The organism is Dyadobacter sp. CY323 (genome assembly GCF_021390245.1).
Classification (GTDB): domain Bacteria; phylum Bacteroidota; class Bacteroidia; order Cytophagales; family Spirosomataceae; genus Dyadobacter.
Map to the genome: position 1 here is coordinate 638,637 of NZ_JAJUXH010000001.1, position 26,823 is coordinate 665,459.

Below are 26,823 nucleotides of genomic sequence, written 5' to 3' on the forward strand. Positions count from 1 at the left end.
CAGTGCTAGAAACAGGAGGCCACGCTGTGGCCGCATTATAGCTTCGGAGGAGCTTCCTGTTTCTGGCATAACGAAGTTGTGGTCGCATTGCAGCTCCGGAGGAGCTTCCTGTTTCTAGCAAATCCGAATCATAATCCGAATCGGGCTCCGGAGGAGCCTCCTGAGACTTGGCAAGTCTTTAAGACTTGCCAAGTCTAGCTTCTCGCTTCCAGAACTTCCAACGTTTCCGTTTCGGCGACAACCTGTTTCGTTTTATCAAAATTGACCAATGCCACCACCGCCGCCACGCACGCAATCGCCACACCGATATACATAAATGCCTGTGCGTAGCTAATGCTGCTGGATTTGAACAGAAATCCGGCCAAAACCGCACCCACATTTCCACCTGCACCGACAATGCCACTCACGGAACCGATCGCTTTTTGATTTACAAATGGAACAATGGCATATGTCACTCCATTGGCCATTTTTAGGAACATCGCGAAGCCAAGCATGGTAAGAACCGCCACCACAACAGTGTCGCTCTGCGCAAAAAGTGCGATGCCGATTCCTTCCATAGCAAGCAGTAATGCGAGCAACCTGCCTTTGCCAAGCAGGCCATAGCTTTTACCCACTTTATCCGCAAGAATTCCGCCGACGGCGCGCGCAAAAATGTTCATGAAACCAAACGTCCCGGCAAGAATCCCAGCTGTGGCGAGAGATGTATCGAAGTTTTCAAAAAAATAAAGTGCGGCGACATTATCAAAGGTGATTTCAATCCCAAAACAGGCCCCATACGCCAGAAACAATGCCCAGGTACGTTTGTCTTTCATGGCCATCGCCAGCGTGCCTTTGGTTTTGACTGCTTTTGGATTCGCAATTTCAAGGTCTTCGAAATTACCCGCCGGAGTATCCTTTGTGAAAAAGTAATAGACAAAAGCAAAAATCAGCAACGTAATTCCCGGGATGATCATTGCCAGCCTCCAAGCCGATTCCGGCAAATATCCGGCACCCACAAAACCCGCAAAAATCAATGGCATGACCATATTGGTGATCCCGCCGCCCAGGTTACCCCAGCCGCCCGCCACCGCATTGGCAGTACCGACGATCTTCTTGTCGAACATCACCGAAGTATGGTATTGTGTGATCACAAACGACGCGCCGATGACGCCGATCGCCAGGCGAAAAAGTAAAAATGACTCATACGAATGCACCAGCCCGACAGACATCACCGGAAAAGCGCAAATCCCCATTAATGCTGCATACGTTTTTCTCGGCCCCCAGGTATCGCAGAGTTTACCGATCACAATGCGCGCCACGACCGTCGCCGCCACGGATGCGATGATGATGTTACCGATCTGACTTTTTGTTAAACCTAGGTCCGTTTTAATGACAGACATCAGCGGCGCCAGGCCGAACCATCCGAAAAAGCATAGGAAGAATGCCATCCAGGTGAGGTGAAACGTGCGCATTTGTACGCCTTTGAAGCTGAAAATGCTGAGTTTTTCGAGTGGCTTGTTTGTAATTTCCATTGTAATAAGAGTTGAGAGATTGAAGTGGATTACCTGGTAAATTCAGGTTTAATGTTGATCATCAAATACGCCCAGTTTGCCATTTTGGAAGGATTGGCAACGTTTTTAACGTATGCTAATGTGGAAGTTGTAAAATAGGTGCAATAACCTCCCTGAAAACTGATAGACTTGGTTAAATTATAATTCGCAATAATGTCGAGCTCGCTTCCCAGACTGGCAGATAGCTTTTCGTCTTTCGCATTGTGAATCGTTTCCGCGCTCGAAAAGTGATGATAGTCAGCCGAAACAGAGAATTTTTCTGAGGCTTTGATGACGCTGTTTACATACAGATCCGAAAGTCCGCCTTTACCGAAACCATTGGCCGCATAGAAATAATCCATTTGTCCCCAAAACTTGTGAGGCGTGCCATATAATGGATCGAATGTCCTGTTTTTCGCAGAGTTAGCGCCGGTTCCTGAGGTATGGTCGAAACCGGGGCCGATGGAGAAAAATTTGTTTACCGTATACAATCCGTGCACGGAGTACATATTGGCATTCAGTGACTTACCGTCGCGATCCTTCCCTGTTTGAAAGTACGCGCTCGCCGTTACATTCCACGATGGATGTGGTTTAAGCTGCAGATACGGGCCAACTGTAACACGGTTCCAGGTACCGTTTTGTATCGTTTTTTCACCGCTTTGTTTTAATGTATATTTTTGAAAATCATCCTTCAATGCCAGAAATGAGACTATTCCACGGTTTAGTTTTTTACCTAAATAAATGAACTGCATCGATTTGTACATGGTACCGATCCCATTGGTGCCGGCCGGATATGCGGTGGGAACGCCGTCATATAAAGTGCCCGTTTTCAATTCACGGTTTTGATTATACGCAACTCCCATGTGTGCGGTAAAATTGTTGGCGCCCCATTTCAAAACTGCCGCATCGTGACGTCTCGCTTGTTGCAGCCAATCCAGGTTGCCGAGCAGGCGGCTGTCGTCATAAAGCAATTCCTGACTGCCTATTTTCAATGCGAATTCCTTGCCCAGCTTTGTTTTGGCTGTATCGAGCAAACTGATTTCCGCCCAGGCTTCGTGCAGCATCAGCCCATTTAATGCCGAATTGGTGATCCGGTTGTTGGTAGAAGCATCTTGTCCCCAAACCCGAACATCCTGAACAGCCACGAAAAAATGGAAACGATACCCCTTGTAACCCGCATTCAGCCGTGTTCTTTGTGAGGTGAAAAAAGCAGGTTTTTCTCCTTTTGCCAGCGGAGTTCCCTGACCTTGCAGCAGTTCGGTGCGGGTTCTGAGTTGTCCCAAGACAATCAGTTGGGCCAGTGTTTTATGGGGGCCGAGCATGGCGATGCCGATGATACCCAGCCAGAGCAGGTACACGTTCTTTTTCATAAAATGGGAGTTAAAGGCTGATATTAAACCAGTTGCATGCTTTGCAGATAATCCAATGCGTACGAGGGATGCAGCGACACTACTTCACCTATTACCATAATCGCCGGCGTCCCAATTCCATTTTCTTCCACAAGTCGCGGCATTTCCCAAACCTGCCCGATCACACTTTTTTCATTCTCCCAGGTTCCATTCTGGATCACGGCCATTGGCAAATGCGCCCGACCGAATTTTTTATACAAATCACAAATATCCTGCAACCGGCTCATCCCCATTAAAACCACTATGGTCGCTTTGGATTGCGCCGCCAGCTGCATATCGTCCGAAAGTTCTTCATGGCGGGTCGTTCCGGTGATCACCCAAAAACTCTCGCTATAACCACGGCTGGTAACCGGGATTTCCAGAGATGCAGGTACCGCAATGCAGCTCGAAACGCCCGGTATTACTTCCACTTTTACTCCGTGCTCGCGTGCATATTCCAGTTCTTCATAACCTCGGCCGAATACAAATGAGTCGCCGCCTTTGAGTCTTACCACATGTCCTCGCTTCCGTGCAAGCCTGACGATCAGCCCATTGATCTCATTTTGAGAGAAGGAAGGATTGCCTGCTTTTTTGCCTACATACATTTTTAAGGCTTCTGCTGGCGCAAATTCCAGCAGCTCCGGATTGGCGAGCTCATCATACAATACTACATCTGCCTGCTGCAATGCTTTCATCCCTTTTAAAGTGATCAGCTCTGCATTTCCCGGCCCGGCTCCGACTAGTGTAAGTTTTGGCGTCATCATATGTAATGGAGTGTTTGATATTAGAAATGTACTATGAATAGTATATAATTACTACGTTAACTATGGGATCAAAATTAAATGTAATATTTTACAAAACAATAGTTTTACCAAATTTATATTTGTTTTTGACTATAAAGAAGAATATATGATTAGGAAATTAACTATTTGCCATTTACATTTGATCATCACATTTGACACATTAAAATACATTATATTTAAAAAGTTATATAATTTACAATTGTTGTTATAATTTAATAGTTAAAAAATACTATGTACTCCATTACTAACACTCGAATTGTAGTTGCAGGCAACGGAATGGTCGGATATAAATTCTGCGAAAAACTGTTGTCCCGCAAGAAAAATGATCAGGTTTTTCAGATCACCGTTTTTGGTGAAGAGCCGCGTGAAGCCTATGACAGGGTACATCTAAGCGAATTCTTTGCCGGGAAAAGCGCGGACGACCTCTCGCTGGCCAGCAAGGAATGGTACCAGGAAAATGGCATTAAACTGTTGCTTTCTGATCCGGTAGTTGACATCGACCGCGAACAAAAGTGCGTCCGGTCTCACCATGGACATGTAGTATATTATGACTACCTCATATTAGCCACCGGTTCTGGTGCATTTGTTCCGTCCATTCCCGGTGTTGAAAAAGATGGGGTTTTTGTATATCGCACGATTGAAGATCTGGAAATGATCCGGTCGCATGCTGCGAGAGCAAAGAAAGGTGCTGTACTTGGCGGCGGGTTACTTGGTTTGGAAGCCGCAAAAGCATTGCTGGATTTAGGTTTGCAGGAGGCGCATGTGGTCGAGTTTGCATCGAGGCTTATGCCCAGACAGATCGACGAGGCTGGTTCGCGGACGTTGAAAAACCAGCTGGAGTCGCTTGGATTGCAGATCCATTTAGGCAAAAGCACCCAGGAAATAACCGGGGGCGATTGCCTTGAAGGCATGCAATTCACCGATGGCAGTCTGCTCGTGGTGGATATGCTGGTGATTTCGGCAGGTATCAGACCCAGAGATGAGTTAGCCAAAATCGCAGGTCTGGAGACGCATCCTCGTGGCGGTATTATTGTCAATAATCAGCTGCAAACATCCGATCCGGCCATTTTCGCAATTGGGGAATGTGCATTGGCGCATCATATGATTTACGGGCTGATCGCGCCGGGGTATGAAATGGCCGAAGTGGTGGCGACCAGGATCGCCGGTGGTGAAAAGGAGTTTTTGCCTTACGATATGTCTACCAAACTGAAACTGATCGGGACCGATGTGGCGAGTTTTGGTGATCCATTCATTGAAGAACCGGCCTGTAAAACGATCCGTTTCGAAAATAAAGCAAAAGGCATTTACAAACGCGTCAATATAAGTGAGGATGGAAAAACGCTTTTGGGCGGTATTCTCGTCGGCGACGCGAGTCAGTATAACATGCTTTTGCAGACATTTAAGAATAAAACCATTTTGCCACCTGATCCCGAAGATCTGATCCTGGGATCGAGGGGCGGCGAGGAGGCTGGCGCGGGTGTAATGGGCTTCCCGGACGATGCATTGATATGCTCATGCGAAGCAGTTACCAAAGGAATGCTTTGCCACGAAATCGGTGAAAATGGGCATCATACCGTCGATGCTTTAAAAAAATGCTGCAAAGCCGGGACGGGTTGTGGCGGTTGCGTGCCGATGGTGAAGGATATCATTGCAGGCGTGATGAAACAAAAGGGTGTGTATGTACGAAATGTCGTTTGCGAACACTTTAATTACACGCGCCAGGAATTGCTGGACCTGGTAAAAATGGCCGGATTGAAAACATATGGGACTGTTTTGGATGAGTTTGGACATGGCGATGGCTGCGAGGTCTGCAAACCCTTGGTAGCATCGGTACTTGCCAGCTTGTGGAACGAAAGTATTTTGCAAAAAGACCGCGCACCGATCCAGGATTCGAACGATCGCTACCTTGCCAATATTCAGAAAGGCGGTACCTACTCCGTCGTACCGCGGATCCCAGGCGGGGAGATTACGCCTGAAAAGCTGATCGTGATCGGGCAGGTTGCTTATAAATATGGGTTATATACCAAAATCACCGGCGGTCAGCGCATTGATATGTTCGGCGCGCATTTGGGAGACCTGCCTTCGATCTGGGAGGAGCTGATCGAGGCCGGTTTTGAAAGCGGACATGCCTATGGGAAATCGTTAAGAACTGTAAAAAGCTGCGTAGGATCCACCTGGTGCCGTTTTGGCGTGCAAGATTCGGTGAGTTTTGCCATTGAAGTCGAAGACCGGTATAAAGGGTTGCGTTCCCCGCATAAACTCAAATCGGCAGTATCCGGCTGCATCCGCGAATGTGCCGAGGCGCAAAGCAAGGATTTCGGGATTATCGCGACCGAAAAAGGCTGGAACTTGTACGTATGCGGAAATGGGGGATCCAAACCGCAGCACGCGCAATTGCTAGCCACCGATGTTGACAAAGAAATGTGCATCCGCCTCATCGACCGCTTCCTGATGTTTTATATAAAAACTGCAGATCCATTGGCAAGAACTGCTACCTGGCTCAATAAAATGGAAGGCGGCATGAGTTACCTCAGGGCTGTGATTGTGGAGGATTCGCTCGGGATCGCCGCCGACCTGGAACGCGACATCCAGCAGCTGATCGATGTCTATCAATGCGAATGGAAGGAAGTAGTCCGGAATCCCGAGCTGAGAAAAAGATTTACCCATTTTGTAAACACCCCTGAGAAAGACCCATCCGTTACGTTCGATACTATGCGGGAGCAGAAGAAGGCGAAAGAGTGGGTTTGACCCGCGACCCCGGCCCCCGGCCCCCTGAGAGGGGGCTCGCTTTTAGCTACTAATGCATAAGGGTGTCCTTTTCTAACAAGTCCCGTTTCTAAAAGTCCCCTTTAGGGGATTTAGGGGAAAAGGCTCCCATCGCCCAAACACAAAACTTGCTTCATTACCAATTTAATATTCAAATTCCAACTCCTATGTACTCACAAGACAATACTGCAACAAAACTTACCTGGCATAAAGCCTGCCACGTAAATGATATTCCCGAAGATGGCGGCGGGTGTGCGCTGATTAATGGGAAACAAATCGCTATTTTTAATTTCAGCAGGCGCGGGGAGTGGTTTGCGACGGATAATCAATGTCCGCACAGGCAGCAAATGGCCGTTTCGCGCGGAATGATCGGGAGCCACGAAGGCGAGCCGAAAGTAGCTTGCCCGTTTCACAAAAAAACCTTTTCATTGCAAACCGGAAAGTGCCTCAACGACGACAATTACGCCATTAATACCTTCCCGGTGATGGTTGAAGAGAATTTGATTTACATTGGGATCGGGAAGTGAGATGTTGGAAGTGAGATGTGAGATGTGAGATGTGAGATGTGAGATGTGAGATGTGAGATGTGAGATGTGAGATGTGAGATGTGAGATGTGAGATGTGAGATGTAAGATGTGAGATGTGGGATGTGGGATGTGAGAAGCTTGTCCGTTTTCAATTTTAAGTTAAATTTTCAAATTCCACATTCCACATTCCACCTTTCACATCTCACTTTTCACATCTCACCTTTCACATCCAACACCCAACCGCTCGATGGAAAGACTTGACAATAGGGTAGCCGGAAGTCTTACCCGGTTTTATGTAGTGGCATTATTTGTGGTGGCGATGCTGACGGTCAGTGGGTTATTCTTGATCCGGCGGACGATCAGTGGGCTCAATCATGATAGCCGCATCGTAAACGTGGCGGGTAGACAACGGATGCTCAGTCAACGTCTTACGAAGCTGGCGATCTTGGAAACGGAGGGGAAAAGGTCTGCTGATCCCGCGGATTTTGATTCGCTATTGACGGTTTGGAAACAAAGCCATGAAGATCTTATAAGGAATAAACTGCCTGTCGGGGATGGTTTTGCAACCTGGAAAAGTGCCGCACTGGATACCATGTTCCGCCATATTGATCCCGTTTTTGATTCGCTGCATCATGATTTTATACGGATCAGGGACCGTACTATCTTGCCTGAGGCTCGTCTGGAAGCATTGTCGCGGATCTTACGAAATGAGCCGATGTTCCTTTCTCAAATGAACAATATTGTGTTTCAGTTTGACAAGGAAAGTTTTCAGCGGCTCGAAAACCTGGAACGGATTGAATGGATATTGGATATCATGACGATCCTGGTGCTTTTGGCGGAAGGTTTGCTGATTTTCAGGCCTGTGGTGAATACAACGAGACGGGTAGTGCGGATGCTGACCGAATCGGAGGGGGCTTTGCAATCGGCTAACCACCAACTTCAGGAAGCTAACAAACACCTTCTGGAAGCTCAGAATGAACTTTTACGATTGCAGGAAGAGCAATATGAAATGCAAATGGCTGAAGACCGGATCCGCGCGGCGGCGCTGATTGAAGGTCAGGAAGAAGAGCGGAAAAGGTTTGCATTAGAACTTCACGACGGCATCGGCCAAATGCTGACCGGACTGAAACTGCACGCCGAAAAGTTGAAAATCATGGAGTTCAGCGATGAAAAGCAAAGGAAAAGATTCGGCCAGCTTGTTTCACTTATACACGACACGATTCAAACTACCCGACAAATTTCGTTTAATCTGATGCCTTCGGTATTGAACGATTTTGGGCTGGCGGCAGCATTGAAGCTACTTTGCGAGCAAACAAGCAATTCATCAGGCATCGACATTCAGTTTGAAGAACAGACAACCGGAGAGCCGGAACTTGGACGGGCTATGGAAACCGGTTTGTACCGCATCGCGCAGGAAGCATTGAATAATGCGGTGAAACATTCTCAGGCCGGACACATTCTCGTCCGCCTCGAACAAAGCGAAATGCAGGTGGTTCTCGAAGTCAATGACGATGGAAAAGGTTTTGATCTGAATAATCTAAAACCGGATCAGGAGTTTGCTTACAACCACAATGGAATGGAGAATATCCGTACCCGGGCGCAATTGATGAATGGGGAAATGGAAATAATATCGGAAATTAACAGTGGGACGAGGTTGATTGTAAAAGTGGATTTCTAATATTTGTAAAAAACATTTCGTCAATGCCGATCAGGATTTTAGTTGTGGATGATCACTCTGTGGTTCGTCAGGGGATTATTTCCCTGCTCGAAGATGAGGAAGATATTGAGATAGCAGGTGAGGCTTCGGATGGGGACGAGGTTTGGGATATGGTTGAAAAAACGAAACCGGATGTGATCCTGCTAGACCTGACGATGCCACGCGTTTCGGGAATGGAAGTCATCGGCCAGATCGTTCCCGAGTTTCCGAATTCCCGCATTCTGGTTTTCAGTATGCATAACAACCCGGATTACATGATTTCCTCCGTGAAGAACGGGGCATCGGGTTATCTCCAGAAAGATACCAGCCGGGATGAACTGTTGAGCGCGATCCGCAGCATTGCCAAAGGTGAACTGTACTTTCCGCCTTATGCGTCATCCGTTATTATCCGGAATTTGTTGAAAGAAAGTATCCGGTATGCCGCACCTGCCGTCGCTACAGAAACTGATCAAACCGAGGGTAAGTCCATTTGGAATATCATCACGCCACGCGAGCAGCAGATTTTGAAATGCTTAACAGAAGGTATGAGCAGCAAAGACATCGCCGAAAAATTCGACATCAGTTCGAATACCGTCGCCAACCAGCGCGCCAGCATTATGAGGAAAGCGAATGTGAAAAATACCGCGGAGTTGATTAGTCTGGCGTCGAAAGGCGGGCGATCTTGAATGATCCGGTTTTTATCAGGACACTTTTGAAGCAACCTGATACGGGATTGCTTTGATCAGTTTGGTATTATTAAATTCCTCCACGACCACCACATTTTCTTTTGGAATGATGCCGCGATTAATCCAGTTCAAAACCGTTTCGATGCTTTTAATCTGAAATCGTCTGCAATATTCCTTGAAGTAACCCATTCCGAAAGATCCACTAATTCTCCCTGACTGATCAGATAGGACCGGGCATCGTTTATTGCAGATTGACCTTCTGCAAGCAACGCCTCGATTTTTTTTGTTAAGTCGCTTTTCTCTTCCATGTTCCAAATTACAACTCTTGATAATCAATCTCCAAAAAATCAGCTACATCCGGGATCCAGAATTCCTTAATAAACCTCTCGTGGTCAGGATGAATGGAGTAGGCGTCGTAATCAGACTGATTATCGAATTCCATGGATAGACCGTATTCAAACTGGTTTTTCGGGCTGGTTTGTTTTAGAACTTTGAAATTTTGGACGCCTGGAATGTCTTGCAAATCACGCGCAGCATTTAAAAAAAGCGTCTCTTTTTCTGAATCTTTCGGGTGTTTGAGTTTCAGGAATACGGAATGGAAAATCATGAAGTTATGGTTTAGAAATATTAAGTCGTTTTACGAGCCAGGGTAACGTCAGCCCCTGACCGATCAATGTGAAAAGTACGACCACCACTGAAATGAAAATAATGGTGTGTCTTTCAGGAAAAGGACTGCCATCGCCCAATTTACCGGGTAATCCGATCGCAATCGCGAGTGAAACAATTCCCCGCATGCCCGACCAGCTGATAATGAGGCTGTTCTTGAAATCCAGCAATGCGTTTTCGGTGATCCTGCCCCGGCCGGTTTCAAAACCCTTTTGCAAACTCATCTGCTGCCCAAAAACCCGCAGCATTCTCAGTACCAATGCGATAACTGTAATAATAAAAGCATAACCGATATTAGGGAGTACCTGGTCTTCCGCGATACTTTTAATTACAAAAGGAAATTGCAGGCCAATTAAAATGAAGATCAGCCCATTCAGAAGATAAATAATGATGTCCCAAATGTTTTTCGACTGCGTTTTCAATGTTTTTGGGAAAATTTTGTTGCTGAATTTTGCAATACTTAAACCCAAAATAACTACCGCGATCACACCCGAAACATGTGATTCTTCCGCAATCAGGTACGTAACAAAAGGCGTCAGCAGCATGAAACTGATCGTTGCCAGCGTGTTGTCCTGGATTTTTGAGATGATGAATGAAAGGATGCGGCCCATTACCAGCCCCACCAGTGCGCCGCCCAGCATCAGTACCCCAAAATCAAATGCTGCTTTCCAGAATACGAATGCGGTACCGGTCACCGCTGCAACCGCAAAACGGTACGTCACCAATGCAGAAGCATCGTTGATGAGGCTTTCACCTTCGAGGATGGTGGTGGTTTTGTGTGAAAGTCCCAGACCTTTTGTGATACTCATGGCAGCCACAGCATCCGTAGCCGAAAGTATCGCGCCGAGAACGAATGACAGTGACCAGGTCATGCCGGGGATCATGTAATGTGCGACCACTGCAATGCCCGTCGCCGAAATGAAAACGAGCCACACCGCCAGGGTACCAATGGTATTGATATTGGTTTTGAAATGATCGAAGGAGATATTAAACGCCGCGTCGTAAAGCAGCGGGGGCAGAAAGATCAGGAAAACAACTTCCGGATTTAAACTGATTTCGGGTATTTCCGGAATAAAACCGACTGCCATTCCGGCAACAATCAGCAAAATCGGGGAAGGGATCCTGATCCGGTCGGAAATAGCCGAAAGACCAATCATCACAGCCAGAATGAAGATAACGATACTGTAATTTTCCATTGAGCAAAGATATGGATCTCTATTGCAACAATGTAATCTCAATATTTGCTAGGTTCCCAATGCGTTTAAAATCAGCTTTGTTGAAAGTTAGTAGCTTGGAACAGTGAGTTTCGGCAATAGCAGTGTGGAGGCAATCATTGATGTTTTGAAAACCAATCCGTTTTGCAAGGTAAATCGCCCGTTCCATTTCCATAATTGAATAGGGGACAGGCTGGAAATTTAAGAAAGCCGCGAGCATAGCCTCGATATCATCCGGATGTTGACCAAGCCTTTGCAGAACGAAAGCCGTTTCTTGCAGGCATAAAAGGGAAATAAAAAATTGCTCCCGTTCCGTCGAATCTTGATAAAGGTTTTTTGCCAGCTTGTGTTTGGCGGAATCTTGCGGAATGAGAAGATTAATCAGAACGTCCGTGTCAAAGTAAATCATAGATTTACTTCGTTGGCCAGTGCTGACAAGTCCAGATTGGAATCAACTGTCACATTCCTGAACCGGTCGATTACAGGCAGAGATTTTTTGTATAACTCCTTTTGGGTAACGGCAGTATTCTTCTCAACATCCTCAACGATAATTTTAAGCTCTTTATCGCCAAACATTGCCCGGACAGACTCGATAAAGTTGCTGTTCAGGTTTGAAGACTTAATTTGAAAAGTGTGTTGCATGGTTTTGTTCTTTTATCAAAGATAATAATTAGCTCGGTAATGATCGAATCTATGAAAAACACCTTTTGTCTTTTTTTCAATAAATCCCTACTTTTCAGTTACAAAAAAAGACAACCAATCATGGCCGAAGATCGCAACCAAAACCCAGCCACGGACGAATCGTACATTGTTTCGAATGTATTGCGTTTTCGTGTTCCTTTTATTCCTCTGAACAGGTTGAACGCTGTGGAGGGAAAAGTGGTTAGCTGGACCCGAAAATGGGATTTTGAGGAAAAATTATTGGTTTTCGCAGTCTTGTTCGTGGCGGTTCTTCTGATTTTCAGATCGTTTTAAAGATCAGTCCAATCCTTACTTTTTCGCCATCTTCCGAAAGTTTTTGATCCGGTGAAATGTCATGAAATTGGCGTCATGATTATTATGTGCCCCGCCAAGTCCATCGTCGAATGCCGTTCGTGAAAGAAAAATGATGTTTTTGGCTTCAAAGAGCCAATCAACATACTGAAACCCGTGTTTGGCAACATCCGGATGATGTAGCAATTGTTTTTTGAATGTCCAGTTCCTCAGGTCCGCAGAGCTGAAAAGTGCCTGGGAATTGCGGATACTGGCCGGAGATTTTGCAGGATTCGCCGCTTTCACTTCGTCGGGAATGTAATTGCTGATCGTCCAGTAACGTTTCGATTTTGGATCGTAGCGGATCGCAAATTTCTTACTTCCGCCCGGGAATGGGATAAAATCGTTGTTTGGATCGAATGTAGCCATTTCTCCATCTGCACTTATTTTTACAATCGCTGCCTTTTCATCCAGCGCAGTTTTATCATCGACACGCAGAATATCCACAATGCTTCCATCTGGCGACAAAACCGCATTACCTTCCAGCCAGCCGGTGAAATGTCCATTCAGATAGGTGGAATCAAAACGCATAATGTTGGATGAAGTCCAGTTAGCAGCGATCATCGGGTCTGCGTCAAGCGGAATGGACATCATGAATGCGGAATACCGTTTGCCCCATTGTTTTGGCGGCCCGGCCGCATCTTCCATCGCACGCCATAACTTCCCGTTATGCTCAACGAGCGGCATGGGCGCACAATGGTATTCACCCTCTTTTAGTAAACCATTATTGCCATTCGAGGGCGTAGTCCAGGTTGCGCCATTGTCGGTAGACTTGCGGATAATCGTATTCCCGTGATGCCGGTTAGTCCCCATCAAATACAGATTTCCCTGGTGCACAAATAGTTTTGACCAGAATTGTCCATTGATTTCCGAAACTTGCTTCCAGTTTTTCCCTTTATCCGACGAACGAAAAATGCGTGAGATCGCGCTGACATGTTCCGTTGATTTCGGCCCGAAAAAATCATGGGAAGCCACGTAATCCCCATTCGGTAAAATGGCAATGCTCGGAGAGCCGAGATATTGCCCGGAAGAAGCCGGGCTATGGGTTACAATAATCCCCGGAACTTTTGAAAAGTCAGGCATTTGCGCGGTTGCGGCGTGAAAGGTAAAGCTGGCTAGTACAAGAGGTACTATTTTAAGAAAGGTCGGATTCATCAGGGTTTTTTAGGGGGTTCTGTTACTTTTAAAATTCCCTGCATGACCCGCCAGTGTCCTGGAAATGAACAGATAAACGGATAATTCCCGGCTTGTGCAGGTGCCGTAAAATTCAAACGGAAATTCTGTCCCGAATTAACCAGTGGCGTGAAATACAGAATATCGGTGGAATTGGGTATGAAATTCTTTTCAAAACCGTCTTTCAGGTTAGCCATTGCGTCGGCGGCTTCGCCTACTTTCTGCTCGGTACCCGGCTTTACGATCACTACATTGTGCGGCATCACATCCGGATTGGTAAATGTCAGCGATACTTTCCTTCCCGCCGGAACCTGCAATTCTTGTTTGTCAAAAGCCATTTTGGCTTCGATTGCATTCAGCGAGATTTCCAACGTACCCATTGCTTCCAAAAGCGAAGACACTTCCTTTCGGTCTGTTTCAGGAACCCGTGCCGCCCGTTTTTTCATTTCTACAATGGCCTTGGCAAACGCCGCCGAATTCCGGACATCGGCTGGCAACGTTTCCAGGGATGCCACAAACTCACGGGTAGATTGGGTTTTATCTGTGCTATTACTGATTGTCAAATCCATATAAATGGGCAATGCAATTTCCGGCATTTGGGCGATGTAGCCATTTTTATCGGCAGCCAAATGCTGTCCGGTTTGCCCCGATTTGTCCGACGAAATCAATGCCGCATGAGCGATGACTTTCATCACTTTACTGGTATCTGTTTTGACAATATTTTGTAATTCAGCCTTGCTTTTTGCCAGGTCACCCTGATCGGAAGCAAACAGAATGCGTATCAGATCATTTTGTGCAGGTGTGTTTGTTTTCTCATTCCTGATCGCATTGGTCAGTATTTTTACAGTATTTGTGTTTTGATTTTCAGCGAGTTGAGAAACAGCATCCTGTTTTTGTTTTAAATCAAAATCCGGTCGGGTAAGTATTGATGCCAGCTTCGCCGGGGATTTTGGTAATGCACTCAGTTCGGCATTGTTGAGGAGAGTGAGCAAGTAGTTTTCTGCTTTCCCAGTAATTTTTCCTTGTTGCAGAGAAGCCAGCCAAACCGGTTTCAAATGCCGGAACGTTTCGTGAATGGCATAGTCCAGGTAGTAATCGGTAGGATATTTAAAAACGTCCAGCGCGGCAGTAACGGCCGGAACCGATTCCAAAAAGCTCATTGCAACGATCGCTTCCAGCCTTACCCGCGGCGATTCGTCATTTAATCTCGGCTTTAATAAATCCAATGCACCGGGCAGGTGGTCGTACCAAAAACGGACCAATTTTGTGGCCGCTGCTCGCGCCTGGGGCTCTTTTGCGTTTAATGCGGTTTTTAGCAAATCCATTTCAACAACGTCGAAATCCTGATAAATCCACAAAGCTTCCAGCAGATGCAGCTCATAATCCGGATTGTTTTTATTCAATGTCGCTACCCATTTTTTCAATGCAGGCAACACCTCGGCTGCGGACATTTCGCGAAGCTGCGTCCGCGTTCGGTACCGGAAACGATCTTCATGCACTTTCAGGTTTTCAAGTAGTTCAGAAACAGATTGTTTGGAAATATCAACGCGTTTTAAAAGGGGTTTTTCCTGATAGGTAATGCGCCAGATCCGCCCGTGCGATTTATCTCTCGCCGGGTCACGCGGGGGATTTTCACCGTGAGAAATGAGCGGATTGTACCAGTCGGCAATGTAAACGCCGCCATCCGGCCCGAATTCGAGATCAATGGGTCGAAAATTTGGGTCCGACGATTGCAGCAATGCCTCGGCAGTTTCTTTACCCAAGATCCCGGAGCCTTGCTGGATAACGCGGTGCTGCTTGGTACCCTGAAAACCAATGTTGTTATTGACCAGAAAGTCACCCTGCACGTCGTCCGGAAACTGGCGGCTCGATATCATTTCAATGCCTGCCGTGGGCCGCACCCTCGTTTCGGTAAACATATTGATCCGCGGATGTTTGTCCGGATAGTTCACTTTCCCGGTCATCGGCGGGGCAAAATAGTTGGAGCCATCGGAGGCGTCGCCGATCAGGTGGGTGCCCCATTTATCGAAAACACTGCCCCAGGGATTGTAGTAAGGATAAGAAATATAATGCGAAAGCTTGCCGGTGCGCGGCTCAAAACGATACGTAGCGCCAGCATAGGAACGGATCGGGCCGTACGGTGTCTCCACCTGCGTGTTCAGAAATGTGCCTTCATTAAAATACAGCGCACCATCCTGACCATACGTAAATGCGTGCGAGGCATGGTGGCTATCCTCGGAACCGAAACCGCTCAGGACCACTTCTCTCACATCGGCTTTATCGTCCCCATTTGTGTCTTTCAAAAAAACAATATCCGGTTCCTGCGCTACAAAAATGCCGCCGTTTCCAAATTCAAAACCCAATGGAAGGTACAGATCATCTGCAAAAACGGTGTGCTTGTCGGCCTTCCCATCGCCGTCGGTATCTTCCAGGATCACGATTTTATCATGCACCGGAATGCCCGGAAAGTACTGCGGATAAGTCGGCATGGTAGCGACCCATAATCTTCCTTTCGCATCAAAATTCATCGCCACCGGCTTCTCGATCGGAAAATCTTTTTCCGAGGCAAACAAATTGATCTCATATCCTTTCGGCAATTTGAATTTTTCAGTCGTGGCCGGCCACATTTTTTCGTGATGCTCGTGAGCGGCTGCTTTCGCGGCTTCACCTTGCCGGCCCGTCATTGAAATGTCGGTAAGTAATGCAGGATCAATGGGTTTGCCGCGCCGGTCAATGATATCCATTGCTTTTTTAAATGCAGTAACGTTTTTAGAAATCCCCATTTCCCAGATCACCGAATCCAATGCAGTCGTCATTTGATTCAGCTTGCGCAACTCCGGCGGAAATGCGATGACGCCAAACGGTTCGCGACGCCGTCCGTAGATATACTCGCCATTCACGGCACGCCAGCGGTAGAAAAAGTGATCGTCCTTCATTTTAATCACTGCATGCAGTTTCTGATCATAATCGGAATCGAAGCTGGGTTTGGCGGAAAAACCCAGCGATTGCGCCATCCATCCAGCAGCGAGCCGGTAACCGGTATCGTTCAGGTGAATGCCATTGATCGTGATTGGTTCGGCGTGTTTTGACTGCATTTTAGCCAGCGACGGCGCAAATAAGTCAATGAAATACAAGCGTTTATTCGCGGCGATCTTTTGCATTGCTGCGGAATACAAAGCCAGGTTCTTAGTATGTTCAGCCGGGTTTGGGAAATGAGTTCCCAGGTTCTCGTGCGCGATCGGGGAGACGAGAACCAGTTTCGGCGCAGCTTTTCCGTTGTATTTATTGCTTTGCAAATTTTGGATAAATGCATTCAGATCCTTTTCAAACTGAGGCAAACCAGCAGGACCTTTAAATGCCTCATTCATTCCAAAACATAGAAAAACAATGTCTGCTTTCTGGTCGGTCAGGTCCTGGTTTAAGCCTGAGAAATTGAGCGCCACCGGCATAATAATCTTTTCTTGTTCCAGGGTGTAACTTTTGAATTTTATCTCCGTTTGGCCCTCGGTGAGCCGGGGTGTTCTTTCGCCAAAGCCCGGAAAATTCAAGGGACGTGGCTGCAAACCCACTTCATCCGCACTCCATCCCATGTTTCGCAACGTGAGCTGCTTGTCCGGGAAACTCTTTTGAAGAAGCGTTTCAAAATAATTATAATGCCGCATCCGGTCGGCAAATGTATTTCCCAGCAATACGATATGGTCGCCTTTTTCTGGGACGAAACCAGGATTCGGAGATTGTGCAGCCAGTTTAGCCGTGAAAAACGGGGAAATGCATAAAATGGCAAAAAGGAGCCGGGGGAAAGGTAATTGCATGTTCAGGATTTAGGTACTGATCAATTTATTAATAAATCAATAAATTCTATTGTTATTCAATATTTTCCCTTTAAATCTGGGATATTGTCCTGTGCTGTCCTGACCGATATTACAGTCTCATCGGCGGAGAGCCGGACACCGGATGTCCAGAAATGAACAACTTTTTATCCGTTAACTTTTTGGTAATGAATTGGTTACTTTAATGGCATGATATTCATGAAATCAATATTTTGCAAGAATTCCGATACCATCTCCGTTCCTCATGATAAAGAATTACTTTAAAATTGCCTGGCGTAACCTCCTTCGAAACCGCCTTTACGCGGCCCTCAATATTTCAGGATTGTCCATTGGCCTGGCCTGCGCGTTGATCGTCTTCTGGTTTATCCGTTTTCAGACAACGCATGATCATTTTCATAAAAATTTCGATCGCATTTATCAGATAACTACGGAGTTCCATTTTGATGGAACGAGTTATTCGCGTGGTGTGCCCACGCCCATGTGGAAAGCGGTACGGACTGAAATGCCCTCGCTGACGTCCACGATGTGCATTGAAAATTACAATCCGTTTTTGTCGGTCATTGGGAACGATGGCAAAATTGTCAAAAAGTTCAAAGAAGAAGGTCCGATGCTGGCCTATGTGCATCCGGAATATTTCTCCATTTTCGACGCGCACTGGCAGGTGGGAAGCCCTAAAAAATCACTCAGCCGGCCCAATACCATCGTACTGAGCAAGGGACTGGCGGAAAAATATTTTGGGAGCCAGAATGCGATCGGACGGATTATCCGGCTGAATAATCAGCTGAACCTGGAAGTGACCGGCATTGTCGATAACCCCGCCGACAACACAGACTTACCCTATGAATCATTTGTTTCATTTGAGACGCTGACTGCAAATCCAAAGTTCAGCTACGGCGGCAGCGGCCTCGACCATTGGGGAGGCGTAAATTCAAACACGTACTGTTTTGTGCTTTTGCCTGAGAAATACAGCCCAAAAACGGTTGAAAAGCAGCTGGTTGCATTGAACAAAAAATATCACGGCAACGACTACAAATCGTATGCACACCCGCTGGTCTCGTTCAGGGAGGTACATCATTCCGAACGGTATTACGGTTCCATGCCGATGAAATGGATCTACATCATGAGCGCTATCGGGGTTTTCCTGATTATCACAGCCTGCTTCAATTTCATCAATATGGCTACGGCCCAGGCACTGCGCCGGTCGAAAGAAGTGGGGGTGCGGAAAGCGGTAGGAGGGACTAAAAACCAGATTTTTGGCCAGTTCATGCTTGAAACAATGCTGATTACCTTGTTTGCGATGGCAGCAGGGTTGGTCGTCGCATCTTATGTTTTGCCCAATCTCTCGGAGTGGCTCGATCAACCGGGCGGCTGGCCAAAGTCGATTGACTGGGCTGATGGTATGTTGTGGTCGTTTTTAATCGGATTGTTTGTGTTTGTTGTATTTACTGCGGGCTCGTATCCGGGCACGATCCTGGCTGGTTTCCGGCCGGTATTGGCACTCAAAGGCGACATTACAACCCGGCACATCGGGGGGATTTCTTTACGCCGCGGGCTGATCGTGTTCCAGTTCGTACTGATCCAGCTCCTCGTGATCTGTACCATTGTGGTAAACAATCAGGTGGATTACATGCTTTCGAGCTCTGTCGGGTATGAAACGAAAGGCATTGCCAGCATTCAGATACCCACGCCGGATAAAGTCAACCAGGCTACTTTTCGTCAGAGGTTACTTGAAATCCCGGGTGTTTCGGACGCGACATTCTGCCTTTTTTTACCTACCACAAATTCCAATAATACCAGCAATTTGCGTTTTGATTCGCGGCAGAAAGACGAGCTCTGGCAAATAAACACAAAGATTGCGGATGATCATTATATGAAAACCTTTGGCCTTGAACTCGTTGCCGGTCAGAACATTCCGGCGAGCGATACGACGCACGGTTATCTGGTTAATGAAAAGGTAGTTGAAAAGCTGGGAGTGAAAAATCCGCAGGATGTCATTGGCAAGAACCTTAAAATCTGGGGGAAATCTGCACCGATTTACGGGGTATTAAAAAACTGGAACAACACCTCCTTTAAAAGCGCGATCGATCCGGTTGCAATTTTCACCTGGAAGGATAACCATTTCAACTGCGCAATCAAACTCAGCTCGACGAACCTTCATCAGACCATGAAATCGGTTGAAAAGCTCTGGAATGGGTATTTTCCGGAATATCTGTACGAACAATCGTTTATGGATGAACAAATTCAGAGAGCGTATCAGTTGGAAAACATCATGCTGAAACTCATCCGCGCATTCTCACTGATCGCGATTTTTATCGGCTGCCTCGGATTGTATGGTCTCGTAAAATTCATGGCCTCTCAGAAAACCAAGGAGATCGGCGTGCGGAAAGTGCTCGGGGCGAGCCTGTCGGGTATCCTGGCTATTTTCGGCAAAGAAATTGCTTTGCTGATCGCGGTTTCGTTCGTTATTGCGGCGCCGCTCGGATGGTATTTAATGCAGGCGTGGCTGCGGGATTACGAGTACCGGATCCCGATCGGCCTGGATGTGATGTCGATTGCGATCTTCGTTACGTTTCTGGTGGCGGGAGTTACGGCCGGCTACGAATCGCTGAAAGCCGCGATGACCGATCCTGTGAAATCGCTCCGATCAGAATAAGGTCACACATCCATATCGGTAAGGATTTTAATGCCGCTTTTTCGCATTAACTCGCTGGCATTAAAATCCTTGCATATGCCTTGCGTGAGCTTGTAATTGAAGATCATTTCTTCGCCCCGGATTTCGCTGTTGAAGCTGAGGTTGTCCACAATCATGTGATTTCCAGCGAGTTTGGCCAGTTCCAGATCGTGGGTGGATATAATCCCGAACGCATTCAGTTCGCTTAGTTGCTTGATCAGCGACACGCCGCCTTTGTAGCGGTCCTGCGAATTGGTACCTTTAAACATTTCGTCCAGCAGAAAAAAGATCGCTTCTCCACTTTCGATCAGCTTCAAAAGCTGTTCAATTTTTTTCAACTCAGCATAAAACGACGAAACGCCTTCTTCCAGATTATCCTGCGTCCGCATGCTCGTAAATACTTTCATTTGCGATACCCGACCGGATTTCGCGCAGCAGGGTGCACCGGTCAGCGCGAGTACCAGGTTCATTCCGATTGTTCTCAGAAAAGTACTTTTACCAGCCATGTTGGAGCCGGTGATCATGGCAATGTGGCCGCGTCCATTCAACTTGAAATCGTTGGTAATGCGTTTCCCGGAAGCGATCAGCGGATGTCCCAGACTTTCAAATTCGATGGTATACGGCTCGTCCAGGATTTCGGGAAATGTGAATGCAGGATTGGAATAAGTAAAGCCTGCCAGACTGCTCAAAACTTCAAATTCACTTACAGCAGAAGCCCATTGCCGTACCAATAATCCATTTTTAGATTTCCATTTTTCGGTCAGGATAATGAGGTAAACATCGAAGATCCATAATGAATTAAATATGGAGTAGAATGCATTGGAACCGACAGTTCTTTTTGTTCCTTTCTGCTGAAAAATTTCAAGTATTCTTTTCAGCTTTTTAATTTCTCCGGAAGCTGAATAGGCGTTTTTACTAAAAACAGATTGTTGTTCTTTTAAAATGTTAGACTGAAATGTTTCAGATTCAATTGTAATGATCAGCGATTCATATCCGCCCAGAGTTTGGATGTTATGCTGCGTACTTTCAATGATTTGCTCTGCAATGGGCTGTAATCTTTTCAGAAATCGGGAGTTGATAAAAAGAGTTATTACTAATGGAATGATGTATTTAATTGAAAACGCGTCCAGCAAAACAATTAATCCATACACAAAATAGACTGCTGCAGAAGTGGAAAGTATAGCCAGCAGGATGCTGATTGACAGGTTCTTAGTCGATTCCGGGAGCAAAACTACCGGTTCTTCAATCCAGCTGATCAATTTGTTATAATTACTTTTGGCATTTTTTGAATGCATTCCCGACGCCTGGAAAGCCTGCCGCCAGTCCAGCTTTGGTGCCAGTTCCTGAATGGATTTTTGTCTTTCCAGGATCACTGTTTTTGTAGCGGGTTCGGAAAGCCATTCTGCCAGTAACGCCTCTCCGGATTCGGTTGTTGCCCGGTTGATCTGCTGAAAAAGTGCGTGTGTCCCAAAAATATCAAGATCCGAAACATAAGCGTGATCGCGTTCAATGAAATCCTGGCCGGTTGGAAATCCTGCTAATTTGTTTTGTTGTTTTAATAATTCATTTTCATTGATTTCTCTCAAAAATTCCGCGTCTTTTTTCGAATAGTCAACCTTATTATATTCCTTTAACAACAGTGAAAAAACAAGAATACAAACAGTAGAAACCAGCAAAACGATTACCAACTGTTTTTCACTGGCCATAACGAGAATAATGGCTATTGAAAAAACAAATACAATCAGCCGGAAAAACGAAAGTTCCTTTAATCTTTTGGCGGATTGCGAAATGGTTTGCTTGTAACCTTCAATTCTATCCTGATAAATGTTCATTGTGTCTTTATAAATTACCTGATGGAGGGTCAGCCTTTTTCCGGGCCCGAACTTGCCCAGATCTGCTCCGGGAAATCGTGGATTTCTGTGCCGCGGTACATTCTCACAAACCTTCGCTGCTCTGTGAAACCGTGCGATTCGGCCCAGGAAACGGCCTGGATATTTTGAACCGGAATGTCAATATAAGCTTTCTTTCCCTGAAAACAGGACGCAACTGCATTTAACAGGCTTATTCCGGCTCCACTGCCCATTGCCGCAACCGGGCCAATCTGGATAGCATTCCGACCTTGCCGACAGCCCGCATAACCCACGATCTCAGCCATTTCCATTGCCTCAAAAAACGGACAGTCGACGGCATTAAGAAGGTTTTGAAGAAATGCTTGTCTATGTGTACCCGTAATTTGCCTGTCTAATTTGGCGATTTTTCCGGCGTCTTGCGCCTGATTCAGATTAATCCTGATGTCAAAAGATCCGTTTACAATTCCTGCAAAACGGATCACCTCATATTCGTCTTTAAAACCAAGTTTTTGATACAAACTTTGACCAAAAACGGTTGCATCGAGCCGGATGGTAGCCATTTTTAAATGGTCGAGAAATGCGATCGCATGTTCTAAAAGCTGTTTTGCGATTCCCCGGCCACGCATTTGTTTGTCCACCAAAACCATCGCGATCCATGCCACATCCCCAAAGCAACACGTGGTAGTAGTCGCAACCGGCACACCATTTACTTCGGCGACAAAACATCCGTCCGGCTGCATTTCCATGGCCCGCAGCCAATCGGTATCAAGCTGGTTCCAGCCTGCTTCTTCCACCAGATGCCTGCATAATGGCAAATCCGCCATGCTCATCTGCCTGATAGTCACCATTTTTTCGTCAACCCGGTCATGTAGAGATCAAACCCGCCTTTGCCGCCCGGGCGGTCGGAAGAGAAGATCATGAGGTTGTAGCTGAAATTATTCAGATTGGGAAGAATCGGCCTGTATTCGTTATTTGATGTATTGATCCGGTCACCGGCATTCACCGGTTGAGACCATTTGCCATTTTCGAGCTTCGAATAATAGATATCAAATCCGCCTTTGCCGCCTGGCCTGTCGGAAACAAACACCATGGTATTATCCTGAAAATAAGGGGTTTTGTCATCTTGAGGGCTGGAAAATTCTTCCATTTTTCGCAGCGTATAGGTTTTAGGATGTATCAGTGTTTCAACCGTTGGAGATTCTGTTTGAGGAACCGGGGGGGTGCTCAGCTCATAAATGTCAAAGTTTCCATCGCGGTTCGAGCTAAAATAAATTTTGTCCCCGTCAAAAGAAAAACTGGGGTAGCCATCGTCTTTCGGAGAATTTAAAAGATCGAATTTGAATGGGCCCTCGATCCCTTTTTCATTATTGATCATGTATTTAATCTCCATATTGCCCTCCGAATCATCGGCGTAAAAAAACATCGAACCTTTCGCAGGGGCTCCTGTCACGTTACCTCGGGAGACGAGATCGTACATGAAGGAAAGCGATTTGGGGCCATAGACGTTGAAATCTCCATTTGCCCGGGAAATATAACCTTCCGTTGGGCCGCTAATGTCATCAAACACATCGCTCTGGTTGCGGTGTACGAACTTTTGCAGCGACAGTCTTTTATCATACTTGAACTCAGTCTGAAAATTGACCAGGTTCAGAAAATCTTTTTTGATTCTTTTGGAAGAAAAAGTAAGGTCAATTTCGCCGTATTTGTTGGACGCAAGGTTGGAGTTGTAGTCGTCATACTCGGAATTAAATTCTGTCAGCGGCACCACATCTTTTAAAAATTCCCCATCTTTTTTGTCATGGAACGGATCGAGCCAGCAGCTGTAACAAGATAACAGGACGAGTAAGAAGAGTAGTTTTTTCATTTTTCAGGCCGGATAAATGTATGTTTATCAGCTTAAAGCGCAACGAACGGTTACATCTACTTTCCGTCCTGATACAATATGTTTAACCCATTAAACTATCCTGTTTTCTCATTATTTCCGACGCCGGTCAGTTACGTACCGCCTGATCTACACGGTACCATTTATACCCATATCCGGCGAGTGGGACCATATATTTTCCCAAAGATGCTTTCACGTCATTTGTATTTATCTGATCAAAAAGCGTTTTTGTGCCGGGCAGCGTGACTGAGGTTTGCTGGGGTTTTTCACTGAAATTATGCAGGATCACCAGCGAGCTTCCTTCGAAATCGTACCGGATCCCGAAAACGAACGGTGAGCCGGTTTCCAGTACGGTATAAGTTCCTAAACCGATCTCAGGACAGGATTTGCGCAATGCGATCATCCTGGTGGTCCAATGCAGCATCGAAGACGTATCCCGTAACTGCGCAGCCACATTCACCTTCCTGAAATCGTGTTCGCCGAAGTCGATCACCGGACGAAATGCCGAGTCGGCCGACGTAAAGCCCGCATTTCTGTCGGCAGTCCATTGCATGGGCGTACGGACAGAGGTACGCTCTTTCAACCGGAGATCGTCACCCATCCCGATCTCATCGCCATAACGAACCACCGGCGTGCCTGGGAGAGAGTATAAAAGACTGTATGCCAGCCTGATATGGTTCTTGTTATTTCCCAGCATGGTCGCTAGCCGACGACGGATCCCCCGGTCGTAGAGCTGCATATTTGTGTCAGGGCCAAACTTTTTATACACTTCCCGGCGCTGCTTGTCTGTCAGTCTTCCGAGGTCAATCTCATCGTGGTTTCTCAGGAAATGCGCCCATTGCGAGGCATCTGGGATGGTTTTGGTTTCGGTAATCGCTTTTTTGAACGGTTCCAGGTTGCCACTTGCGAGCGCATAGAACAGATGTTGGTTCGCATAAAAATTGAACATCATCTGCATTCCTTCTCCGTTTTTCCCGAAGTAATTTTCATTGTCTTCCGGCATTACATTCGCCTCACCGAGGATCATTACGTCGGCTTTTCGCGATTGTGCAAACTGGCGGAGGTCCATCAGGAGGTCAAAATCAAGTTTCGGTTTGTCCGCACTGGAATTCGGCAGCTCGATAATAAAAGGTACCGCGTCGAGGCGAAACCCGGAAATGCCCTGATTCAGCCAGTAGCCGATGACCTTCTGGCATTCCAGGACCACTTCGCGGTTTGCGTAATTTAGGTCGGGCTGAAAGTTGTAAAACCGGTGATAGTAATATTGTCCCGACACCGAATCCTTTGTCCAAACGGCTTTTTGCACCCCCGGGAACACCATACCTTTGTCATAATCCTTCGGCAACTTTTCCGACCATACATACCAGTTGCGGTATTTGGACTGCGGGCCGGTGCGTGCATTCTGAAACCAGGGATGCTGCGTAGAAGTGTGGTTCAGGACTAGGTCCATAATGACCCGGATCCCCCGTTTTTGCGCCTGAAAAATGAATTCGGCGAAGTCCCCGCTCGAACCCAGCCTTTTTTCGACACCATAAAAATCGGCGACATCGTACCCGTCGTCCTGGCCGGGTGAAGGCTGAAAAGGGGCGAGCCAGATCGCGTCGACACCTAAAGCAGTGAGGTAGTCGAGCTTTTGAGTGAGCCCGTTGAAGTCGCCACGCCCGTCTCCGTCGCTATCTTTGAAAACCCCGACTTCGAGGTTATAGATGATGCTGTTTTTGTACCAGGCATTGTTGTTCAGATCAACGCTTGCGAGTTTGGTCTGAGCGTGGGCGAATCCCGGCAACAATAAGAATATCAGAAGTAATTGGTTGTAACCCTTTTTCATCATGTTTTGATTTTCCAGGGTTCGCCCATTCAAAAGACCATGCCGGACATGATTAGACGTAAACTGTTGTATTATCGCAACAGAAACAATCAGCTCATCAGCCGCATATTTTCGCTTTCCCCACATGAGTCTCATTTTATATACTGCTGCGCCTTACACGGAATCCACTTCGCGGCTCGGATTTTCCGGTTTTTTAGGAACCGAATGCGGATTTTCTTGTTTATTCCCACAACCAAACTGGTTATACGTTCCAGTAAGAGCATTTCAATCGATGATTTTTGAGTTTACAGCCAATCCCGGATTCAATTTTCTCGCCAGGTTTTCGGAGCAGTTCGACATTCCATTACAGGATAACAAGTTGATCATTCCCGAACGAATGGGTACTGGCAGCATCCGCAAGATCGATTTCAGCGATAACTTCAAGCTGATTCTTCATCACTATACATTCAACGAGGAGTTTGTATTGCGGAGAAATGCACCCGACGCGTTTTCCGATTTGGTCACTATTGTTTTTTACAGTTCTGCATTGCCAAACAACAACTTGTCCAACCGGGAGCGGAGTTTTAGTTGTACCAAAGTCAATACTTCTTCAATCGAAGTTTCGTCCAATGACCTGAATTCGGAAATACGGTTTCCCGCAGGAAGGGAGATTATTTTCACCGTGATTGGCATTAAAGCTCCGGTACTGGCCGAACTGCTGGATCTGGCAGCTCCAAATCCATTGATTGAGCGCATGACGAACGGACACAATACATTTCTCTATCATGTGCTGATCGATCCGGATTTTGAAAAAACGCTGAAAAGCATTGCGGATACAAATGTGACCGACACGCTGAACAAGTTCTTTTACAAAGTGAAAGTCCAGGAATTGCTCTATTTGCTGTTTGTCAAACTAACCGAACGTGAGACTAAAAAGGAAAGCCGGATCAACAGCGCGGACGTTGTGAAGCTGATGACCGTCCGCGACATCATGCTGACGGACCTCAGTGTCACTCCAAACCTCCGTGAAATGTCGCGGGTCGCGCACATGAGCGAAACGAAAATGAAGGTGCTTTTTCGCCAGGTCTTTGGGGACAGCATTTACAATTACTATCAAACGGCCAGAATGGAGGAGGCAGCTTCTATGTTGAAACAGTCGGGAATGGCGGTTTCTGAGGTCGGCTATCGTCTGGGTTTTTCGAATCTGAGTCATTTCAGCAGGTTATTTGCCAAACACCACGGGCACACGCCCAAAAAATTCCAGTCCGTCGGATAGGACTATTTATTAACCTTTTTCGAGTAT

At 46.5% G+C, this 26,823-nt stretch carries 21 protein-coding genes; 7 read left to right on the plus strand and 14 right to left on the minus strand.

Translation table 11 applies throughout. The features are described from left to right. Nucleotides 1-194: 194 nt before the first annotated feature. Genes LZG72_RS02795 through cobA form a run of 3 tightly spaced genes read right to left on the minus strand, consistent with a single transcriptional unit; the run spans nucleotide 195 to nucleotide 3,678 of the window. Complete coding sequence (locus tag LZG72_RS02795; protein ID WP_233867249.1) at nucleotides 195-1,511, minus strand: MFS transporter; 1,317 nt, start codon at nucleotides 1,509-1,511, stop codon at nucleotides 195-197. 29 nt (nucleotides 1,512-1,540) lie between these two features. After that, on the minus strand, nucleotides 1,541-2,899 hold the full coding sequence (locus tag LZG72_RS02800; RefSeq protein ID WP_233867252.1) for an alginate export family protein: 1,359 nt from the start codon (nucleotides 2,897-2,899) through the stop codon (nucleotides 1,541-1,543). A 23-nt stretch (nucleotides 2,900-2,922) separates the two neighbouring features. After that, entirely contained in the window at nucleotides 2,923-3,678 is a 756-nt protein-coding gene (cobA, locus tag LZG72_RS02805) for a uroporphyrinogen-III C-methyltransferase (RefSeq protein WP_233867502.1), read from the minus strand. Between the two features lie 273 nt (nucleotides 3,679-3,951). Between cobA and nirB the strand changes: the two genes are divergently transcribed. The 4 genes from nirB (at nucleotide 3,952) to LZG72_RS02825 (ending at nucleotide 9,395) form a co-directional block, all read left to right on the plus strand. Further along, nucleotides 3,952-6,468 (plus strand): nitrite reductase large subunit NirB, encoded by a 2,517-nt coding sequence (gene nirB / locus LZG72_RS02810; RefSeq protein ID WP_233867256.1) that lies wholly within the window; start codon nucleotides 3,952-3,954, stop codon nucleotides 6,466-6,468. Between the two features lie 185 nt (nucleotides 6,469-6,653). Next, nucleotides 6,654-7,013 carry a nitrite reductase small subunit NirD gene (gene nirD, locus LZG72_RS02815; RefSeq protein WP_233867257.1) on the plus strand — a complete coding sequence of 120 codons (360 nt, stop codon included), beginning with the start codon at nucleotides 6,654-6,656 and terminating at the stop codon, nucleotides 7,011-7,013. A gap of 247 nt (nucleotides 7,014-7,260) precedes the next feature. Continuing rightward, complete coding sequence (locus tag LZG72_RS02820) at nucleotides 7,261-8,691, plus strand: ATP-binding protein (protein WP_233867259.1); 1,431 nt, start codon at nucleotides 7,261-7,263, stop codon at nucleotides 8,689-8,691. A 23-nt stretch (nucleotides 8,692-8,714) separates the two neighbouring features. After that, entirely contained in the window at nucleotides 8,715-9,395 is a 681-nt protein-coding gene (locus tag LZG72_RS02825) for a response regulator transcription factor (RefSeq protein WP_233867261.1), read from the plus strand. Between the two features lie 128 nt (nucleotides 9,396-9,523). On the opposite strand, the gene LZG72_RS02830 is transcribed toward LZG72_RS02825, so the two are convergent. The 5 genes from LZG72_RS02830 to LZG72_RS02850 are packed head-to-tail and all read right to left on the minus strand — an operon-like array spanning nucleotide 9,524 to nucleotide 11,917. Continuing rightward, complete coding sequence (locus LZG72_RS02830) at nucleotides 9,524-9,703, minus strand: hypothetical protein (protein WP_233867263.1); 180 nt, start codon at nucleotides 9,701-9,703, stop codon at nucleotides 9,524-9,526. An 8-nt stretch (nucleotides 9,704-9,711) separates the two neighbouring features. After that, entirely contained in the window at nucleotides 9,712-10,002 is a 291-nt protein-coding gene (locus LZG72_RS02835; RefSeq protein WP_233867265.1) for a Dabb family protein, read from the minus strand. A gap of 4 nt (nucleotides 10,003-10,006) precedes the next feature. After that, nucleotides 10,007-11,257, minus strand: coding sequence for a Na+/H+ antiporter (locus tag LZG72_RS02840; protein WP_233867267.1), 1,251 nt, complete (start codon nucleotides 11,255-11,257; stop codon nucleotides 10,007-10,009). A 19-nt stretch (nucleotides 11,258-11,276) separates the two neighbouring features. Next, the gene (locus tag LZG72_RS02845; RefSeq protein WP_233867274.1) at nucleotides 11,277-11,684 is read right to left on the minus strand and encodes a PIN domain-containing protein; all 408 of its coding nucleotides are present in this window, start codon (nucleotides 11,682-11,684) and stop codon (nucleotides 11,277-11,279) included. Next, nucleotides 11,681-11,917: a hypothetical protein gene (locus LZG72_RS02850; protein WP_233867276.1), complete on the minus strand. Its 237-nt coding sequence runs from the start codon at nucleotides 11,915-11,917 to the stop codon at nucleotides 11,681-11,683. Before LZG72_RS02850 ends, LZG72_RS02845 begins: the two co-directional genes overlap by 4 nt. A 120-nt stretch (nucleotides 11,918-12,037) precedes the next feature. Here LZG72_RS02850 and LZG72_RS02855 point away from each other — a divergent pair, with 120 nt between their 5' ends. Next, entirely contained in the window at nucleotides 12,038-12,250 is a 213-nt protein-coding gene (locus LZG72_RS02855) for a hypothetical protein (protein ID WP_233867278.1), read from the plus strand. Between the two features lie 15 nt (nucleotides 12,251-12,265). On the opposite strand, the gene LZG72_RS02860 is transcribed toward LZG72_RS02855, so the two are convergent. Then, the gene (locus tag LZG72_RS02860; RefSeq protein WP_233867280.1) at nucleotides 12,266-13,462 is read right to left on the minus strand and encodes a sialidase family protein; all 1,197 of its coding nucleotides are present in this window, start codon (nucleotides 13,460-13,462) and stop codon (nucleotides 12,266-12,268) included. Continuing rightward, nucleotides 13,462-17,292 carry a PVC-type heme-binding CxxCH protein gene (locus tag LZG72_RS02865; protein WP_233867281.1) on the minus strand — a complete coding sequence of 1,277 codons (3,831 nt, stop codon included), beginning with the start codon at nucleotides 17,290-17,292 and terminating at the stop codon, nucleotides 13,462-13,464. Before LZG72_RS02865 ends, LZG72_RS02860 begins: the two co-directional genes overlap by 1 nt. A gap of 262 nt (nucleotides 17,293-17,554) precedes the next feature. On the opposite strand from LZG72_RS02865, the gene LZG72_RS02870 reads away from it, so the two are divergent. Continuing rightward, the gene (locus tag LZG72_RS02870; RefSeq protein WP_233867282.1) at nucleotides 17,555-19,963 is read left to right on the plus strand and encodes an ABC transporter permease; all 2,409 of its coding nucleotides are present in this window, start codon (nucleotides 17,555-17,557) and stop codon (nucleotides 19,961-19,963) included. 2 nt (nucleotides 19,964-19,965) lie between these two features. On the opposite strand, the gene LZG72_RS02875 is transcribed toward LZG72_RS02870, so the two are convergent. From LZG72_RS02875 to LZG72_RS02890, 4 genes are all read right to left on the minus strand, one after another. Next, the gene (locus LZG72_RS02875; RefSeq protein ID WP_233867283.1) at nucleotides 19,966-21,813 is read right to left on the minus strand and encodes a MutS-related protein; all 1,848 of its coding nucleotides are present in this window, start codon (nucleotides 21,811-21,813) and stop codon (nucleotides 19,966-19,968) included. 29 nt (nucleotides 21,814-21,842) lie between these two features. Next, nucleotides 21,843-22,679 carry a GNAT family N-acetyltransferase gene (locus LZG72_RS02880; RefSeq protein WP_233867284.1) on the minus strand — a complete coding sequence of 279 codons (837 nt, stop codon included), beginning with the start codon at nucleotides 22,677-22,679 and terminating at the stop codon, nucleotides 21,843-21,845. Next, complete coding sequence (locus LZG72_RS02885) at nucleotides 22,673-23,695, minus strand: hypothetical protein (RefSeq protein WP_233867285.1); 1,023 nt, start codon at nucleotides 23,693-23,695, stop codon at nucleotides 22,673-22,675. Before LZG72_RS02885 ends, LZG72_RS02880 begins: the two co-directional genes overlap by 7 nt. A gap of 127 nt (nucleotides 23,696-23,822) precedes the next feature. Beyond that, on the minus strand, nucleotides 23,823-25,667 hold the full coding sequence (locus tag LZG72_RS02890) for an alpha-amylase family protein (RefSeq protein WP_233867287.1): 1,845 nt from the start codon (nucleotides 25,665-25,667) through the stop codon (nucleotides 23,823-23,825). Between LZG72_RS02890 and LZG72_RS02895 the strand changes: the two genes are divergently transcribed. Continuing rightward, on the plus strand, nucleotides 25,666-26,796 hold the full coding sequence (locus tag LZG72_RS02895; protein ID WP_233867289.1) for an AraC family transcriptional regulator: 1,131 nt from the start codon (nucleotides 25,666-25,668) through the stop codon (nucleotides 26,794-26,796). The two genes, LZG72_RS02890 and LZG72_RS02895, sit on opposite strands and share 2 nt — an antisense overlap. Nucleotides 26,797-26,823 lie beyond the last annotated feature (27 nt).

Excerpts from the sequence above, each read along its gene's own strand:
- LZG72_RS02835 (WP_233867265.1), bottom strand. The coding sequence starts at position 10,002 with ATGATTTTCCATTCCGTATTCCTGAAACTCAAACACCCGAAAGATTCA.
- LZG72_RS02830 (WP_233867263.1), bottom strand. The coding sequence starts at position 9,703 with ATGGAAGAGAAAAGCGACTTAACAAAAAAAATCGAGGCGTTGCTTGCA.
- LZG72_RS02890 (WP_233867287.1), bottom strand. The coding sequence starts at position 25,667 with ATGTGGGGAAAGCGAAAATATGCGGCTGATGAGCTGATTGTTTCTGTT.
- LZG72_RS02875 (WP_233867283.1), bottom strand. The coding sequence starts at position 21,813 with ATGAACATTTATCAGGATAGAATTGAAGGTTACAAGCAAACCATTTCG.
- LZG72_RS02865 (WP_233867281.1), bottom strand. The coding sequence starts at position 17,292 with ATGCAATTACCTTTCCCCCGGCTCCTTTTTGCCATTTTATGCATTTCC.
- LZG72_RS02840 (WP_233867267.1), bottom strand. The coding sequence starts at position 11,257 with ATGGAAAATTACAGTATCGTTATCTTCATTCTGGCTGTGATGATTGGT.
- LZG72_RS02855 (WP_233867278.1), top strand. The coding sequence starts at position 12,038 with ATGGCCGAAGATCGCAACCAAAACCCAGCCACGGACGAATCGTACATT.
- LZG72_RS02860 (WP_233867280.1), bottom strand. The coding sequence starts at position 13,462 with ATGAATCCGACCTTTCTTAAAATAGTACCTCTTGTACTAGCCAGCTTT.
- LZG72_RS02850 (WP_233867276.1), bottom strand. The coding sequence starts at position 11,917 with ATGCAACACACTTTTCAAATTAAGTCTTCAAACCTGAACAGCAACTTT.
- nirB (WP_233867256.1), top strand. The coding sequence starts at position 3,952 with ATGTACTCCATTACTAACACTCGAATTGTAGTTGCAGGCAACGGAATG.
- nirD (WP_233867257.1), top strand. The coding sequence starts at position 6,654 with ATGTACTCACAAGACAATACTGCAACAAAACTTACCTGGCATAAAGCC.
- cobA (WP_233867502.1), bottom strand. The coding sequence starts at position 3,678 with ATGACGCCAAAACTTACACTAGTCGGAGCCGGGCCGGGAAATGCAGAG.
- LZG72_RS02880 (WP_233867284.1), bottom strand. The coding sequence starts at position 22,679 with ATGGTGACTATCAGGCAGATGAGCATGGCGGATTTGCCATTATGCAGG.
- LZG72_RS02825 (WP_233867261.1), top strand. The coding sequence starts at position 8,715 with ATGCCGATCAGGATTTTAGTTGTGGATGATCACTCTGTGGTTCGTCAG.
- LZG72_RS02820 (WP_233867259.1), top strand. The coding sequence starts at position 7,261 with ATGGAAAGACTTGACAATAGGGTAGCCGGAAGTCTTACCCGGTTTTAT.
- LZG72_RS02795 (WP_233867249.1), bottom strand. The coding sequence starts at position 1,511 with ATGGAAATTACAAACAAGCCACTCGAAAAACTCAGCATTTTCAGCTTC.
- LZG72_RS02870 (WP_233867282.1), top strand. The coding sequence starts at position 17,555 with ATGATAAAGAATTACTTTAAAATTGCCTGGCGTAACCTCCTTCGAAAC.
- LZG72_RS02800 (WP_233867252.1), bottom strand. The coding sequence starts at position 2,899 with ATGAAAAAGAACGTGTACCTGCTCTGGCTGGGTATCATCGGCATCGCC.
- LZG72_RS02845 (WP_233867274.1), bottom strand. The coding sequence starts at position 11,684 with ATGATTTACTTTGACACGGACGTTCTGATTAATCTTCTCATTCCGCAA.
- LZG72_RS02895 (WP_233867289.1), top strand. The coding sequence starts at position 25,666 with ATGAGTCTCATTTTATATACTGCTGCGCCTTACACGGAATCCACTTCG.
- LZG72_RS02885 (WP_233867285.1), bottom strand. The coding sequence starts at position 23,695 with ATGAAAAAACTACTCTTCTTACTCGTCCTGTTATCTTGTTACAGCTGC.